General features: G+C 51.6%; 12 protein-coding genes, 1 tRNA gene and 1 other RNA gene. 9 read left to right on the top strand and 5 right to left on the bottom strand.

The features are described 5' to 3' along the window. Together ssrA and ACPGUT_RS14335 are read right to left on the bottom strand one after the other, a co-directional pair. Window positions 1–162, bottom strand: a transfer-messenger RNA (tmRNA) gene (ssrA, locus tag ACPGUT_RS14330); the annotation flags it as partial. A 133-nt stretch (window positions 163–295) separates the two neighbouring features. Further along, the gene (locus ACPGUT_RS14335; protein WP_423992489.1) at window positions 296–1021 is read right to left on the bottom strand and encodes a FadR/GntR family transcriptional regulator; all 726 of its coding nucleotides are present in this window, start codon (window positions 1019–1021) and stop codon (window positions 296–298) included. 157 nt (window positions 1022–1178) lie between these two features. On the opposite strand from ACPGUT_RS14335, the gene ACPGUT_RS14340 reads away from it, so the two are divergent. Both ACPGUT_RS14340 and acuI read left to right on the top strand, forming a co-directional pair. Then, entirely contained in the window at window positions 1179–2276 is a 1098-nt protein-coding gene (locus tag ACPGUT_RS14340) for a dimethylsulfoniopropionate demethylase (protein ID WP_423992491.1), read from the top strand. Between the two features lie 11 nt (window positions 2277–2287). Then, window positions 2288–3277 (top strand): acryloyl-CoA reductase, encoded by a 990-nt coding sequence (gene acuI, locus ACPGUT_RS14345; protein ID WP_423992493.1) that lies wholly within the window; start codon window positions 2288–2290, stop codon window positions 3275–3277. Between the two features lie 234 nt (window positions 3278–3511). On the opposite strand, the gene ACPGUT_RS14350 is transcribed toward acuI, so the two are convergent. Then, window positions 3512–4021, bottom strand: a complete 510-nt coding sequence (locus ACPGUT_RS14350; RefSeq protein ID WP_423992495.1) for a ClbS/DfsB family four-helix bundle protein — start codon at window positions 4019–4021, stop codon at window positions 3512–3514. A gap of 228 nt (window positions 4022–4249) precedes the next feature. On the opposite strand from ACPGUT_RS14350, the gene ACPGUT_RS14355 reads away from it, so the two are divergent. The 6 genes from ACPGUT_RS14355 (at window position 4250) to ACPGUT_RS14380 (ending at window position 11270) form a co-directional block, all read left to right on the top strand. After that, entirely contained in the window at window positions 4250–5479 is a 1230-nt protein-coding gene (locus ACPGUT_RS14355; RefSeq protein ID WP_423992497.1) for an aminotransferase class V-fold PLP-dependent enzyme, read from the top strand. A gap of 131 nt (window positions 5480–5610) precedes the next feature. After that, window positions 5611–6051, top strand: coding sequence for a TrgA family protein (locus tag ACPGUT_RS14360; RefSeq protein ID WP_423992499.1), 441 nt, complete (start codon window positions 5611–5613; stop codon window positions 6049–6051). Between the two features lie 64 nt (window positions 6052–6115). Next, window positions 6116–7240: an NUDIX domain-containing protein gene (locus ACPGUT_RS14365; RefSeq protein WP_423992501.1), complete on the top strand. Its 1125-nt coding sequence runs from the start codon at window positions 6116–6118 to the stop codon at window positions 7238–7240. A 106-nt stretch (window positions 7241–7346) separates the two neighbouring features. Then, window positions 7347–8384 (top strand): cysteine synthase A, encoded by a 1038-nt coding sequence (locus tag ACPGUT_RS14370; RefSeq protein ID WP_423992503.1) that lies wholly within the window; start codon window positions 7347–7349, stop codon window positions 8382–8384. Window positions 8385–8464: 80 nt separating this feature from the next. Continuing rightward, window positions 8465–10900 (top strand): DUF3772 domain-containing protein, encoded by a 2436-nt coding sequence (locus ACPGUT_RS14375; RefSeq protein WP_423992505.1) that lies wholly within the window; start codon window positions 8465–8467, stop codon window positions 10898–10900. 280 nt (window positions 10901–11180) lie between these two features. Then, window positions 11181–11270 (top strand) — tRNA-Ser (locus tag ACPGUT_RS14380). Between the two features lie 405 nt (window positions 11271–11675). Here ACPGUT_RS14380 and ACPGUT_RS14385 read toward each other — a convergent pair. Then, complete coding sequence (locus tag ACPGUT_RS14385) at window positions 11676–12152, bottom strand: hypothetical protein (protein WP_423992507.1); 477 nt, start codon at window positions 12150–12152, stop codon at window positions 11676–11678. A gap of 152 nt (window positions 12153–12304) precedes the next feature. On the opposite strand from ACPGUT_RS14385, the gene ACPGUT_RS14390 reads away from it, so the two are divergent. Next, window positions 12305–13024 carry a hypothetical protein gene (locus tag ACPGUT_RS14390; protein ID WP_423992508.1) on the top strand — a complete coding sequence of 240 codons (720 nt, stop codon included), beginning with the start codon at window positions 12305–12307 and terminating at the stop codon, window positions 13022–13024. Between the two features lie 156 nt (window positions 13025–13180). Here ACPGUT_RS14390 and ACPGUT_RS14395 read toward each other — a convergent pair whose 3' ends face one another. After that, window positions 13181–14224, bottom strand: a complete 1044-nt coding sequence (locus tag ACPGUT_RS14395; protein WP_423992510.1) for a PIN domain-containing protein — start codon at window positions 14222–14224, stop codon at window positions 13181–13183. Window positions 14225–14730: the final 506 nt, after the last annotated feature.

Here is a 14730-nt window from a genome sequence, read left to right on the forward strand (position 1 = left end):
TCCGTCGATCCTATTTCGACCCCATGATCCCCAAATGAAGGATGGTTGGTGGAGTCGCCGGGTACCGCCCCCGGGTCCGATCCGCTTATTACGAGCGCGTTTATGTTCATAGTCCCGAAGGACAGAATTTATATATGTCCTGGCAGGCAGATTGAAAAGGGGGGGGCACGGAAAATTTTAAGGTTTCCATTTCGTTTCCTTCAACAGAAAACAGATGTCAGGCGCAAGTGATGAGCTGTCGAAAGGCTTATAATTCAGAACCAGGGATGCTCAGCATAGGTAAGTTAATCCCGGTTCAACGGGCCTTGCGTTGTGCCATTGCCTTACGTGCCAGGTCCTGCGTGTAAGAACTTAACCGTTGCAAGGCTCGGTCTGCAGCAAGGCCATCACGACGTTCGACCGCATTGGCAATCTCTGTATGAAGATCAATCACCTGCGTACGGTCACGTTGTGTATAGGTGATCATGTTCATCAGGGGCTCAATCGCTTCTACAGCAGCCGCCAGTTGCCAGGATAAAACCGGATTATGTGCGGCATCTACAAAAGCGCGGTGAAAAGCGACATCGGAGGCACAAAAGCTTTCGTCCGACAATCCGGCCTGACTTTGGCGTGTAATTTCTGCCCGCATGGTTGCAAGATGATCTGGGGTGCGTCGCTGGGCAGAAAGTGCCGCGCAGGCCCGTTCCAGGGTAAAGCGGGCCTCGCAGGCGGTGTCAAAATCCACTTCATTCATCGACAAAAGCAGGGTTGAGGTTGTGATCAGGTCGCCGCGTGCTTCTTCAAAACTTAGCCGGTTTACGAATGCTCCGCCTGTTGCCCCGCGTTTCGTACGGATCAGGTTCTGCGCAGCGAGTCGTTTTAGGGCCTCGCGTACGGTGGGGCGCGATACAGAAAATGTTTCTGATAGTTCAGTTTCAGAGGGCAGGCGTTCATCCACAATCAATTGGCCGGTGACAATGGCCTCACGAATTGCGGATGCAATTTCCTTCGGCAGATCTGCACTGTGGTTTTGATCTGCCATTGGGGATGTCTCCTGATTTTCCATTTTTGCAAATTATTTCAATTGTCAGACAATTAAAATAATTGCAGAGTTCATGCAAGAGATAGCCGGGAATCATGTGTTTTCCAACAGAAAGCGCAAATGTTGATCAGGCAAGTTTACACAAGTGGAGAATTCTATGGCTGCCATTGCCCCTTCAAATCGTCTGCGTCGTACGCCGTTTTCCACTGGGGTCGAACGGTCAGGTGTGACGGCCTATACGGTTTACAATCGCATGCTGTTGCCTGCTGTGTTTGAAAGCCTGTCCGATGATTGTGCACATTTAAAAGAACATGTTCAGGTTTGGGACGTTGCCTGTGAACGTCAGATTTCTGTACAGGGTCCGGATGCGGGCAGGCTTATGGCGCTGCTGACGCCGCGGGATTTATCAAAGATGGCGGCGGATCAATGTTACTATGTGCCCATGGTCGATACCAATGGTGGGATGCTGAATGATCCGGTTGCGGTGAAACACAGTGAAAACCATTACTGGATTTCAATTGCAGATAGTGACCTTTTGCTTTGGGTGAAAGGGGTGGCTGCGGGCATGGGATTGAATGTGAGGGTTTCAGAACCGGATGTGTCCCCATTGGCTGTTCAGGGCCCGTTGGCGGATGAACTTCTTGCACGGATCTTTGGCGATGCCGTGCGTGACATCCGTTTTTTCCGTTATAAGCGTCTGCCGTTTCAGGGCCGAGATCTGGTGATTGCGCGTTCCGGGTATTCCAAACAGGGCGGCTTTGAGATTTATGTTGAGGGCCGTGATATCGGCATGGAATTGTGGGATGCGCTTTTTGCTGCTGGGCAGGATCTGAATGTGCGGGCGGGCTGCCCGAACCTGATTGAACGCATTGAAGGTGGCTTATTGTCTTATGGCAACGATATGACAGCTGACCACACGCCATTTGACTGTGGTTTGGGAAAGTTTGTGAATTCTGATGCGGATTACATCGGGCGCGCAGCCCTTGAGAAAGCTCGATCTGATGGCGCGAAGTGGCGGCTTTGTGCGATCGAAATTTCGGGTGATCCCGTGCCGGCCTGTGACAGACACTGGGCGATCACAATGAACGGCCAAACGATAGGACAGGTGACCTCTGCCACCTGGTCGCCCGATCAGAAGCTTAACGTTGCCATTGGTATGGTGCAGGCCGAACGCTTTGCCATCGGCGCAGATGTTGAAGTTGAAACGCAGGACGGCATACGAAACGCCCGACTGCGTGCAGAATTCTGGAATTAAGGAGACGTCAGATGTTCAACGCACTTGTTGTGAACAAAAATGAAGAGGGTAAGACCTCTGCGCGCGTGGAGCAGATTACGGTTGATCAGCTGCCCGAAGGTGATGTGACGGTTGCGGTGGACTTTTCCACTGTGAATTACAAAGACGGTCTGTGCATTGGGTCAGGCGGTGGCCTTGTGCGCAACTACCCCCATGTGCCGGGTATTGATTTTACCGGTACTGTAGAAGCGTCAGACAACCCGAATTACAATGCAGGCGACAAGGTTGTCTTGACCGGTTGGCGCGTAGGAGAAGCCCATTGGGGGGGCTATTCCCAGAAAGCCCGCGTGAAAGGCGATTGGCTTGTACCATTGCCTGCTGGCATCGAAACCCGTCAAGCGATGGCTGTTGGCACCGCCGGGTTCACCGCAATGCTGGCCATCATGGCGCTGGAAGATCACGGTTTGAAGCCAGAGAATGGTCCAGTGCTTGTGACAGGTGCCGCTGGCGGGGTGGGATCTGTTGCGACAGCGATCCTGTCTAACCTTGGCTATGAGGTGGCCGGTGTCACTGGTCGCCCGGAACAGGCAGATTACCTGAAAAGCCTAGGCGCAAAACAGATCGTGGCACGCGAAGAGCTGAATGAAACCACCAAACGCCCGTTGGAAGCTGAAACCTGGGCGGGGTGCATTGATGCTGTTGGCGGTGACATGCTGGCGCGGGTTCTGGGACAGATGAAATACGGTGCCTCCGTTTCTGCGGTGGGTCTTGCTGGCGGGGCTGGTTTGCCTGCGACAGTTATTCCGTTCCTGTTGCGTGGGGTGAACCTGCTGGGCATCGACAGCGTTATGCAACCCTATGAAAATCGTCTGCGCGCTTGGGAACGTCTGGCAAAAGATCTGCCGATGGATAAGCTTGAAGCGATGGTGACATCTGCGACGCTGTCAGACCTTCCCGCGCTTGGGAATGACATTCTGAATGGGCAGGTCAAAGGGCGTATTGTCGTCGACGTAAATGCCTAATTGCCCTAATTAAATGGTCAAAGAAAGAACGGGTGCCTTCGGGTGCCCGTTTTGTTTCGCCACAACGATGTCGCAAAGCATGTCGTTTTACGATGAGATGTTGCATTTGCCGCATTGTTCGATGCTTTTCCTTTAGGGCCGTTGCAGCATTTCCCTTTTGCAATTGTACTGGTTCTGATGTGTGTTTCCCTTTTCGTTGGACCTGAACCATAGTTCGAGGCGGACAGGGCGTTTTCATCCTTGGTTGGTTTTCAACCATTTCCGGATCCGCCCCCTGGCGTTTTCATAGGGAGAAGATGAGTTGAATTGGATCATCCTGCCTTTGGTCCATTTTTTGTACCATGGGGATCCGTATAATTCTTCATCACTACAACAGGAGATTTTCTGGATAAGCCGATCTTTCACGGATACAAGCCTGGCACGGTTTTCGGCAAAGCTGTATTCTGAATAATCAACGTAGAATTTCCCAGCCAATGCGCCCAGTTCGTTCCATTTATACCCAACTTCAGGGAATACCACATCCAGCCCGTGATCATCCTGATCCAACCATTTCAGCACCAATTCATTCCAGCCAATAAGGTATGAAATCAAATTATTGACACTCATACAGGTGCCTTTTGCGTGACCTTCCATACTTTTTTCGTCCGCTTGATCATGGGGAACAACATCAAGAGCCGCTTCAAGTCTGATGAAACGATTGGCAATTGCTGCGATCAGTTCTGATTTGGAAGCGGGAATACTCATGCCGTGAGATTACCTGGATTGATCCGGAAGAAAAGTGCTGTCCTCGTCGCAGGGTAAGGAACGTTGATATCTGGTATGAAAATGCGAACCCGTACATGGGGTTGTCGCTTGACCAAAAGAAAATGGAATGCCAACACTTTCATGTCAGCGCTGACGCTGTCTGTTGCGCCTGTCGTAACTGGCTGGAAGACCTGCCAACAAACCTGACACATCTCTGACGGAGTCCTTATGACCGATCTTGATATCAACTTTGTACGCAGCCAGTTCCCAGCGTTTGATCAGCCTTCCCTGCAGGGCCACGCCTTTTTTGAAAACGCGGGCGGCAGCTATACCTGTAAGCAGGTGATCGACCGACTGACACGGTATTACAATGAACGCAAAGTTCAGCCCTATGCCCCTTATGAGGCGTCTACACTGGCCGGGCAGGAAATGGATGAGGCACGTGAACGCCTGGCGGCGATGTTGGGCGTTGATACGGATGAACTGTCCTTTGGCCCGTCGACCACGCAGAATACCTATGTTCTGGCCAATGCTTTTCGTCAGTATATGAAACCGGGCGATGCAATTATCGTGACCAACCAAGATCATGAGGCAAACTCTGGCCCTTGGCGCCGTTTGGCGGATGAAGGGTATGAGGTGCGCGAATGGGCTGTGAACCCGGACACGGGCAGCTTGGATACGGCTGATCTCGAAGGTTTGATCGACGACAAGGTAAAGCTGATTGCTTTCCCGCATTGTTCGAACATTGTCGGAGAGATCAATGACGTCGCTGGCGTATGTAAAATGGCGCGGGCGAAGGGTATCGCAACCTGTGTGGATGGCGTAAGCTACGCGCCGCATGGCTTTGTAAATGTTAATGAAATTGGCGCAGATATCTATTTGTTCTCCGCCTATAAAACCTTCGGACCTCATCAGGGGATCATGGTGATCCGCCGTGAACTGGGTATGAAATTGCCCAATCAGGGACATTGGTTTAATGGCGATAGTCTGTACAAACGGTTCACCCCAGCGGGCCCCGATCACGCACAGGTTGCCGCTTGTGCGGGGATGGCGGATTACATTGATGATCTTTATGCGCATCACTTCACCGGGCAGAATGCCAGCCCGGCTGAGCGCTGCAAAGCCGTGCACGACATGCAGCGCGCTTATGAAACAAAGCTTTTGCAGCCCCTTCTGGATTATCTTGGCAACAAGAATTCGGTTCGTCTGATCGGCTCGTCCGATGCAACGGCCAAAGCACCAACTGTTGCGGTTGAACTGACGGGTGGCGGCGAAGATGCTGCACGTGCGCTGGTCCCGCATGGTATTATGGCCGGTGGCGGTGATTTCTATGGATCGCGCCCGCTTTCTGCGATGGGGCTGGATCTGGAAAAAGGCGTGCTGCGCCTGAGTTTTGTGCATTATACCTCAGAAGATGAGGTGACAAAACTGATGCAGGCGTTGGATCAGGTTATCTGATAAAGTTATGTCAGGTGGTGTGTGATCCATGCGCCACCTGAGACCTTCTGTTGTGTTTTGAATTGTGTTTCTTCGGTGTTTAACTGTAGGTTGACGAAAGCCTGATTAATTATCGTTACAGGATCTAAGATATGCCTACCGCCGCAAGATTAGTTGGTGCCATTTCGTTTACGTTTCTCGCCTTTGTTATTTCGACCATGATTATTCCGTTGCTTCCTGAAGGCACAAAGACGGATTCTCTCTGGATGCTGAACTGTGCCGTTGGCTTGTTTTGCGGCTGGAAAGTCATGGGGCCAAGAGGTGTGGGAACCCGTGTTGATGCGCTTGCGGGTGGGGTGACAACTGCGCTTGTTGCTTTTCTACTGGCGTTGTTTTTACACGCGTCCATTCGGATGGTGCATCTGTCTATGCGAAAGATTTACAACGGCGCGACAGAAGCGGTTGTTGCTGTCTTTGATATCAGCCTGAATTGGGCGTTGTTGTTCATGACAACCGAAGTGATCACCACTTTGATTGCGGGTGGCATTTTCTGTGGGTATCTGTCGTGGAAAGCTGGCAAGCACTGGGGATAACGCATACTTGTGCAAGTGCTGGCTCTGTGTCAGATCTTGCGAAACCCAGTGTCCGGAGCTCCTTATGACATCGATGTTTTTCTACGGCACTTTGTGCCATCTTGATTTGCTTGAACTCGTAATCGGACGCGCTTTGCGTGACGATGAAGTGCGTGCAGTCCGCTTACCTGAACATGCAGTTTACTGGGCCAAAGATCAAATCTTCCCGATGATCCGAAAAGAACCTGGTGGCTTTGCCGAAGGCATTGTCTTCGAGGCAGATGATGAAGCATTGGCAAGGTTGAATTTTTACGAAGGTGGGTTTAACTTTGATTTGGAACTTATTGTTCCTGAAGGAGAAAGTGATCCTGTAGAGGTGTATTTTGCACAGCCTGGAACCTGGGAATTTGGAGACACTTGGAACCTTCAGGACTTCATTCGAGATCACGGTGCGCATAACCTGCGTACGGCAGCGGCCTTTATGCGCCTTTATGGTCGGGTCAGCCGGGATGAAGCCATGAAACGCCTTCCTATGTTGCGTGCCATGGCGAAAAAAGGCTGGGTCGTAGGGGATTTCGCACCGAATGAAAAACGCGCTGGTATGACAACAGACGATGTTGAACTGATCCGGCATAGCCGCCCATATGATAATTTCTTTGCGATGGATGAAGTTCAGCTGCGTCATAAGCGTTTTGACGGTTCCATCTCTGACGAAATGGAACGTGCTGCGTTGATCTCGGTCGATGCGATGTTGTTGCTGCCCTATGATCCGAAACGTGACCGTGTGCTTCTGGTTGAACAATTCCGTGTCGGCCCGTTTTTACGTGGCGATGACAATCCATGGATGCTGGAACCGATTGCCGGGCGTATTGATGCGGGGGAAACGGCAGAAGACGCCGCCCATCGTGAGGCAATGGAAGAAGCGGAGATCACCCTGCAGGAACTGTTACCGGTCAGCGGACATTATCCGTCTCCTGGCACAAGTTGTGAATATTATCACTGCTTTCTAGGAATTGCCGATTTACCAGATGGTGTAGAAGGCGTTGGTGGTGTTGCGGATGAAAATGAAGATATCCGCAGTCAGCTGTTTTCCTTTGATGAACTGATGGCATTATTAGACAGTGGCGAAGCGCAAGTGGGGCCCTTGGTGACAACCGCGCTTTGGCTGGCGCGTCACAGGGATCGCCTGCGGGAAAAATACTCAGGATAAAGCCGTTGAATTTGCCCACTGGTCTTGAGTTTCGGCCTCTGCGTGCTTACTGATTGGACATATCACGCGGGCCCGCGCCTGCGCTAGACATCTGCCGGAGGCCGCCATGCGCGTATGTAAAGATCTTGTTGAAACCATTGGCAATACGCCCTTGATCCGCCTGAATGCCGCCTCTGAAGAGACCGGCGCTGAGATCTGGGGGAAAGCCGAATTCATGAACCCGGGTCAGTCTGTGAAAGACCGGGCGGCGCTTTATATCATCAAAGACGCTATTGCGCGTGGCGTTCTAAAGCCAGGTGGCACCATTGTTGAAGGCACTGCGGGCAATACTGGCATTGGTCTTGCGCTGGTTGGTGCGTCCCTTGGTTTTAAAACCGTGATCGTGATCCCGGAAACGCAAAGCCAAGAGAAAAAAGACATGATCCGCCTGGCCGGTGCAGTGCTTGTGCAAGTGCCAGCCGCGCCGTTTAAGAACCCGAATAATTATGTGCGCTATTCTCAACGTCTTGCTGAAAAACTGGCGCAAACCGAACCAAATGGCGCGGTCTGGGCAAACCAGTTTGACAATGTCGCCAACCGTCAGGCCCATATCGAAACCACCGCGCCTGAAATCTGGGAACAGACCGGCGGGAAAATTGATGGGTTTACCTGTGCCGTTGGATCCGGCGGTACGCTGGCTGGTGTGGCTATGGGGCTGCGCGGCTACAATAAAGACGTGAAAATTGCGTTGTCAGATCCGAAAGGGTCAGCGCTTTATAAATACTACACCGAAGGCGAATTCGGCTCAGAAGGCGGATCTATCACAGAAGGCATCGGGCAGGGGCGTGAAACCGCGAACCTTCAGGGGTTTAAACCTGACATGTCCTATTCCATCACGGATGAAGAAGCGCTGCCGCTGGTGTATGACCTATTGGCAGACGAAGGCCTGATGCTGGGTGGATCTTCTGCGATCAATATCGCCGGTGCCATGCGTATGGCGCGTGATCTTGGCAAAGGGTCCCGTATTGTGACCATGCTGTGTGACTATGGCAATCGTTATCAATCCAAACTGTTTAACCCGCAGTTTTTGAAGGATAAGAATCTTCCGGTGCCGGAATGGCTTGACCGGGAACCGCAAGCAATCCCTTCGGTGTTTGAAGACTGAAATTAGAAACCCGGCCGCAAACGCGCGCCGGGTTTTGCACTTTCTCGACGGATGTCGGGCAGAATATACAGGACGATATGATGCGATTTTTGACGCAGGCTATTCAGCTATTTGTTTTTGCAATTTTTCTTGGGTTGGCGGGATTGTCCCCGGTACAGGCGCAGGATGGGGCAGAACATGGGCTTGATTATACGCTCTGGGACACCACTACGAAGCGGGCCGAAGATGCAATTGCAGCAGGTCGAGCATCAGATGTCGCGCTGGAAAATCTACGCGCTCAGATTGCTGCCTGGCGAGATGGGTTTGATACCGCGCAGGGTGAAAATGCAGCGCAGATTGAAAGTTTGCGTGCGCAAATCGCGGCCCTTGGCCCCGTGCCAGAGGAAGGGCTTGAGGCTGAAGAAATTGCTGTTCGACGTCAGGAATTGAACACAGAACTGTCTGATGCCCGGGCCCCAGCACAAAAGGCAGAAGCCGCATGGACACAGGCGGATGCCCTGATTTCACAGATCGACCAGATTATTCGCGAACGCAGTACAGATCAAATTCTGTCCTTAGGCCCGACGCCATTAAATCCGACCAATTGGGGGCCTGCCCTTGGCGCATTGATCGACAGTGGCCGTCAGATTGTCGATGAATTCCGCACCGCGTGGGCCAGCCCAAGTCAGCAAGCTGAGACCAAAAACAACGGATTGGCTATTGCGGTTCTGACACTGATTGGATTTGTTTTACTGTTGCGCGGGCGGCGCTGGTCTGAACGGTTAAGCCTTTGGTTGCAAAGCCATAATCAGATTGCTTGGCGATGGTTGCTGGGGTTCCTTGTCTCATTGGGACAGGTGGTCTTGCCAACCTTGGGCCTGATTGCTCTGACGTTTGCGATTTACGCGACGGGGCTTGTGGGGCTCGATGGTGATGTGGTGCTGCAACTTATTCCTGGGGCAGGTTTCGTATTTTTCGCCGCCAGCTGGGTTGGTGTGAGAGTATTTCCTCGTAAATCCAGTGATTTACGGTATTTCAATCTGAGTGCACAACAACGTGTCGAGGGCCGGTTCTATGCATCGTCTTTGGGGGCTTTGCTGGCCCTGAATGGCATTGTTTCAGAGCTGTCCGTGTTCAGACATCTGCCGGCCGAAACCCATGTTGTTCTGGTGTTTCCGTTCCTTGTGCTTGTTGCGCTTATGGTGGCGCGGATCGGGCAATTGCTGGCGGCACATTATCGCAACGAAACCAATTTGGCGGAAGATGTTGTGCCAAACTATCGCTGCCGCATGCTACGTATGTTGGGGCGCGCTGCGATTTTTGTGGCGCTCAGCGGTGCGGTTCTGGCGGCGATCGGGTATTTCAGCGCCGGGCAACGTCTGGTCTTTCCCGCGGCGGGTACCCTTGGTTTGTTGGCGTTTGTCCTGATCCTTCAGCGTTTGTTCAGCGAAATCTGGGTGCTTGTGTCCCGTCAGGGGGATGATGCACGGGATTCTCTTGTTCCAGTTCTTGCGGGGTTCTTCCTGGTTCTCGGTGCACTTCCGCTTTTGGCACTGCTTTGGGGCATGCGCGCGGCAACCTTGTCTGAATACTGGGCAAAGTTCCTGCAAGGTGTGCCACTGGGCGAAACCCGCATTTCACCAACGGTGTTCATTACCTTTGCTGCTTTGTTTGCCATTGGGTATACGGTCACAAAACTGATACAGGGCACGCTGCGCAACACTATCTTGCCAAAGACCAATATTGATCCTGGTGGACAGAACGCAATTGTATCCGGAACGGGATATGTCGGGATTTTCCTTGCCGCACTGATCGCGATCACCGGGGCGGGGATCGATCTGTCTGCACTTGCCATCGTTGCGGGTGCCCTATCTGTCGGTATTGGTTTCGGTCTTCAGAATATCGTTTCCAACTTTGTCTCGGGTATTATCCTGTTAATCGAGCGCCCAATCGCAGAGGGAGATTGGATCGAAGTATCTGGTCAGTCCGGTACTGTGAAAAGCATTTCAGTACGATCCACACGCATTCAGACCTTTGATCGTGCAGATGTAATCGTTCCCAACGCGGATCTAATTTCCGGTGTGGTTATGAATATGACCAAGGGAAATCTGACCGGACGGATCATTGTGCCTGTTGGGGTGGCTTACGGTTCTGATACCCGACGGATTGAAGGTATTCTGCGCGAAATTGCGGAAGCACACCCGCTTGTCGTCATGAACCCACCACCTGGTGTGATCTTTAAGGGCTTTGGGGCTGACAGTATGGATTTTGAAATCCGTGCAATCCTTCGCGATATTAACTTTGGGCTTGGCGTTCGTTCAGAAATGAATCATCAGATTGCAGAACGTTTCGCCGCAGAAGGTATTGAGATCCCGTTTGCACAACGTGATATCTGGCTGCGCAATCCCGAGGCCTTGGGGGGGACAACTGGTACCGAACCTGTTGTTAACTCGAGCCTGTCGGTCACTGCTGCAGACGATCCAGATCGTGACCTGATCGATACGGGTGAGGGGAGCCCGGACGCAGATGCGCGCTGATCTCAATTCGCCTTTGCTACATTCTGTCTTGTATTAAACATGGCTGCAGGTGACTGCTACATCACAAATGATAATGATCCCGCTGTGTATTCCACATATATAGCGGGATTTTTTCTTATCGATTTGAAATCTAGGGCAGGGTGCGCAAAAACTCCGATCAAGACATTTCAACGGGTTACCCTGATCAAAACCTCGTTTTGGTTTTTGCAGAAACTTTTTTCATTCCTGTGTAAATTGCCTCTTGAACTCCCCCTTGGATAAGGGCTATTCCCCCCTCAGTGGACAGGTGGCCGAGTGGTCGAAGGCGCACGCCTGGAAAGTGTGTAGGCGGGGAACCGTCTCCAGGGTTCGAATCCCTGTCTGTCCGCCATTATTTTCTTTTGGCAAGGAAACCCCTCTAACACCTTGAATGGCAAGGTGATTTTTGGTGTTCGAAGTCCTTCATTTCGTGCGAAGGTAATTTGCTCTGCGAAGGCCAGTCTCAGGACCGTGCGTTGGGCGATCAGGTTGCCGATTTTCCCCATTTTCCAAGGGTTTGACAGGAATTGCAGTGCGTGTTCGAACATTAGCTCGAAGGTATGCAGTGGCTTTCCTTTGTTTTGCAGTTTTTCGTCCAAAATCAGTTTCTCACTTTCCATCTTTTGATGCGCTTCTCATAGGCGGTGATCAGGGTTGGGCTGTCAGCGTCCACGACACGATCCAGAAGGCCTTCGATTTGTTTTGTCAATTTGTTGCGCTCTGTGCGTATCAGGCGCTTGTCTGCCTCCATTTGTCCCTAAGCATCTTTCAACATCTTTTTTGCTACGGTAAACATGCCGTCTGACGGAGTGAGGCTTTGCATCAGCGCATAAAATTCACCTTCCAGCACATCACGGCGGATGGATTTGCGATAGCTGGGACAGCCTTTAGCGTGGCAAAGATAATACGGATGATTTTGTCCGACTTGTTGGTGGAGCAGCAGGCCGCCAGGTGCGTGTTGCAGACACGAACCCACGCAATGGGAAGTCAGGTTGATATCTTTGCGTGCGGGCGCACGCGCTCCGTCCTTGATCCGTCGCTGGATCAATCCATGGGTTTCAAGTGAGATCAGGCCTTCATGATGACCTTTGCGCAGAGACACATCCCATTCTGGGATGTCGATATAGCCTGTAAAATGTATACGGGTCATCAGGCGAATGATCCGTTCAAATCGGATCGTGCCGTCGGCGAAGTCTTTCGGGAACGCAGGTTTGGACTCCAGAAACCGTTTCACTTCGGCCTGTGTTTCAAAATGACCAATAGGATAATATTCCTGAGATCCAAAGCGTGAATTTTCCGGCTTTGAGGTTTGGATATTCTAAAATATCACTGCAATGGCCGTAACCTGCAGGTACAATTGGGTAGTTTTGAGGTAAGGATTTTGATGTGGATAACAACAGGAAGACAGCAACCAAGGCTGACCGCGTCGCCCTTTATCACGTCGCCCGCGCCATCGCAGACACCACCAACCTGAGTGTGGAAGCCATTATGGAGCAAGCCTTCGGTCACAGGCTGATGGTTGGTACGGATTATCTATCGAATTTCCGCAGCGGAACCATCTGGCGGCCCAAAGCCAGACTGATCCACGCATGGATCGCAGAACACCACGCTGAGACGGGTTATGCGATTGATCCGAAATTATTCCCCAAACCGCATACAGATGTATGGGCTGTTTATCTTGAAAAACACGCCATTCATAGCAAGCTCAGCATCGCTCGCTTCGACAATTCCATGGGGCTGCTGCAACGCAAACGCGGCCAACCTAAACCTGATGAGGTTGTGAGGCTTGGCGAGGAGTTTTGCTTCCATTTGGACAGCAACATCAAAGGTCACGCTGCCGCGTTCCAAATCTATAAAGGTTCAGTACATCCACTCCCGCTCGGCCTCAAAGATCAACTCACCGCAAAGGTGCAACGTGGCAATCAGCTCTTGCCACTGGATGAAACCGGTAACCCTGAGAGACTGACCGAAACAGAAGACCCGGGACTGCATCAGTTCATAGTCGCCGTTGCCCGCGACCTCAGGGCACTCCCAACGACAAGTACGCCACCTAACAATCCAGATGATATTGAGGTTCATCTGATGCGCATCCAGATCAAACCGTAAGCGCCCAATTTATCAGGGAGGCCTTGCCTGAATATGTCCGTACAAAACGCGAGCAATCGTGAGTTTAAGCTGCGATTCAACGGATCACTGGGCCTCGCATGAGCGGTAACCAGTGCGCAGAAAGCGGGCGTTCAGTACGCCACGTTCGCCGCATAATTAAGTGTCGAGCATGTCCCATTCGTCTCCTAAGACCCAACGTAAAGCAGAGAGCTTGCCATTCAAACTACCCCATTCGAAATCATCCCACGGCCCGAGATTTTCCATCCCGACTTCCTCAAGAGTTCGTTGGCCAGCAGAAAGTGCCGTTTTCCAGACGGAATCAAGTATCTGGTCTGATCTATACGCGCCTCGGGAATAGTCAGCCTCGGACACGACTTTCGTAGCTCCCTGTTCGACGCGGTAACGAAGGTCCATATATCGATTATACCAGACTTGTCGGAAAAGAAGGTTTTCCGCCTCGGTCAGCTCAGTTAACGTCCGGAATTCCGGGCTATAGCCCAGTTCGAAATCCCCCAGTTCAAGTGCGCCGGGGGCTGTCTCTTCGACAAACTTTCCAATATCCAAGATGTATTGGGACCGTTCACCGAAGGCGCCAGCCAGCTCTGGATGAGGCGTGCGATTGTCACCTCGGGGGTCGCTAAAGTCGGTATGATTGGTCGTCGCGAAACCGAACGCGATATGATCCCTGACTGGCTCCTGTCGCAGTTCGTCGTAGACCTCAAAGAGGATGGCATCGGCAATACTGCCTTTGTCACGATGGCAAGGTGCCTCACCATGCAGGGAGCGATTTGCAGCCCTTGCCCGGTGGAAAATGGAAGTCTCGACATTGATATTCTCGCCATGATCCATCAGCTCCTTCACCTGATCCACGATGCCGCACTCTTGAGTAGCGTGCGAAAAATCTAAGCCCTGTAGAACATCTTGTGCCTGCTTAGCGATGTCTTGGTCTGCATGTCCTTTCAGGGCGTAACGAAGCGACTTCAGGTGGGACTGTAAGGCTTTCGTGGATTGTGTTGCCACCCTATCCTTGTTTCGGGAGAATTCTTCGCGGACAATATCCGGAACAATGATTTCCAGTTGAGCATTATCACACATTTCGTGTAGAGCGCGGACCAGTGGCGCTGCTCGATAACTCCCAGCCATGTCCAGCCAAACGCTCGTGTCGATCAGCACCCTGTAAAGCGTTACCGCCGTTCTCATTGTTTCCCAACACTTCCAAACCGACCCAGATTGGCTCAGCGCGATACGCCTAGTAGTGGCCCCTTGCTTGCGCCTGTGCAAGTCACAGCGTGACACGTCCGCAAACTGTAGATGGATACAGTAGATTTGATTATTCACTCAACTAAAAGGCTGCGTGACAGTTTATGTGCCGGTTGATAATAGGAGAGCTATTTTCTTTTCTATCTTGCAGCGTCATATTTTTCATCGGGACTATTTCGAAGAAATTTGGCGTGCTGCACCTACAAAACAACCCCATCATCGCGTTTTAGTCCCTCATTCTTCTGAAGTAGGTCCGCTTTCTGTTTCGTTTTCATCAGCGCCTGCAACCATCAACAAACGTCCGTTTCCAACACTTCTATAAAGTTGCCCAAACCCCCAACCAAAACGCATGGAATGGAAAAGTGCGCAATCCGCACAGAATGTTGCCCATACGGTAATCCCCCCGGAAATAAGTGGTGTTCATGCGTAGAATTTTCTCGGCATAC

This window comes from Halocynthiibacter sp. (assembly GCF_049608145.1).
Classification (GTDB): domain Bacteria; phylum Pseudomonadota; class Alphaproteobacteria; order Rhodobacterales; family Rhodobacteraceae; genus Halocynthiibacter.

Coding starts and splice junctions, on each gene's coding strand:
- ACPGUT_RS14335 (WP_423992489.1), bottom strand. CDS start 1,021: ATGGCAGATCAAAACCACAGTGCAGATCTGCCGAAGGAAATTGCATCC.
- ACPGUT_RS14340 (WP_423992491.1), top strand. CDS start 1,179: ATGGCTGCCATTGCCCCTTCAAATCGTCTGCGTCGTACGCCGTTTTCC.
- acuI (WP_423992493.1), top strand. CDS start 2,288: ATGTTCAACGCACTTGTTGTGAACAAAAATGAAGAGGGTAAGACCTCT.
- ACPGUT_RS14350 (WP_423992495.1), bottom strand. CDS start 4,021: ATGAGTATTCCCGCTTCCAAATCAGAACTGATCGCAGCAATTGCCAAT.
- ACPGUT_RS14355 (WP_423992497.1), top strand. CDS start 4,250: ATGACCGATCTTGATATCAACTTTGTACGCAGCCAGTTCCCAGCGTTT.
- ACPGUT_RS14360 (WP_423992499.1), top strand. CDS start 5,611: ATGCCTACCGCCGCAAGATTAGTTGGTGCCATTTCGTTTACGTTTCTC.
- ACPGUT_RS14365 (WP_423992501.1), top strand. CDS start 6,116: ATGACATCGATGTTTTTCTACGGCACTTTGTGCCATCTTGATTTGCTT.
- ACPGUT_RS14370 (WP_423992503.1), top strand. CDS start 7,347: ATGCGCGTATGTAAAGATCTTGTTGAAACCATTGGCAATACGCCCTTG.
- ACPGUT_RS14375 (WP_423992505.1), top strand. CDS start 8,465: ATGCGATTTTTGACGCAGGCTATTCAGCTATTTGTTTTTGCAATTTTT.
- ACPGUT_RS14395 (WP_423992510.1), bottom strand. CDS start 14,224: ATGAGAACGGCGGTAACGCTTTACAGGGTGCTGATCGACACGAGCGTT.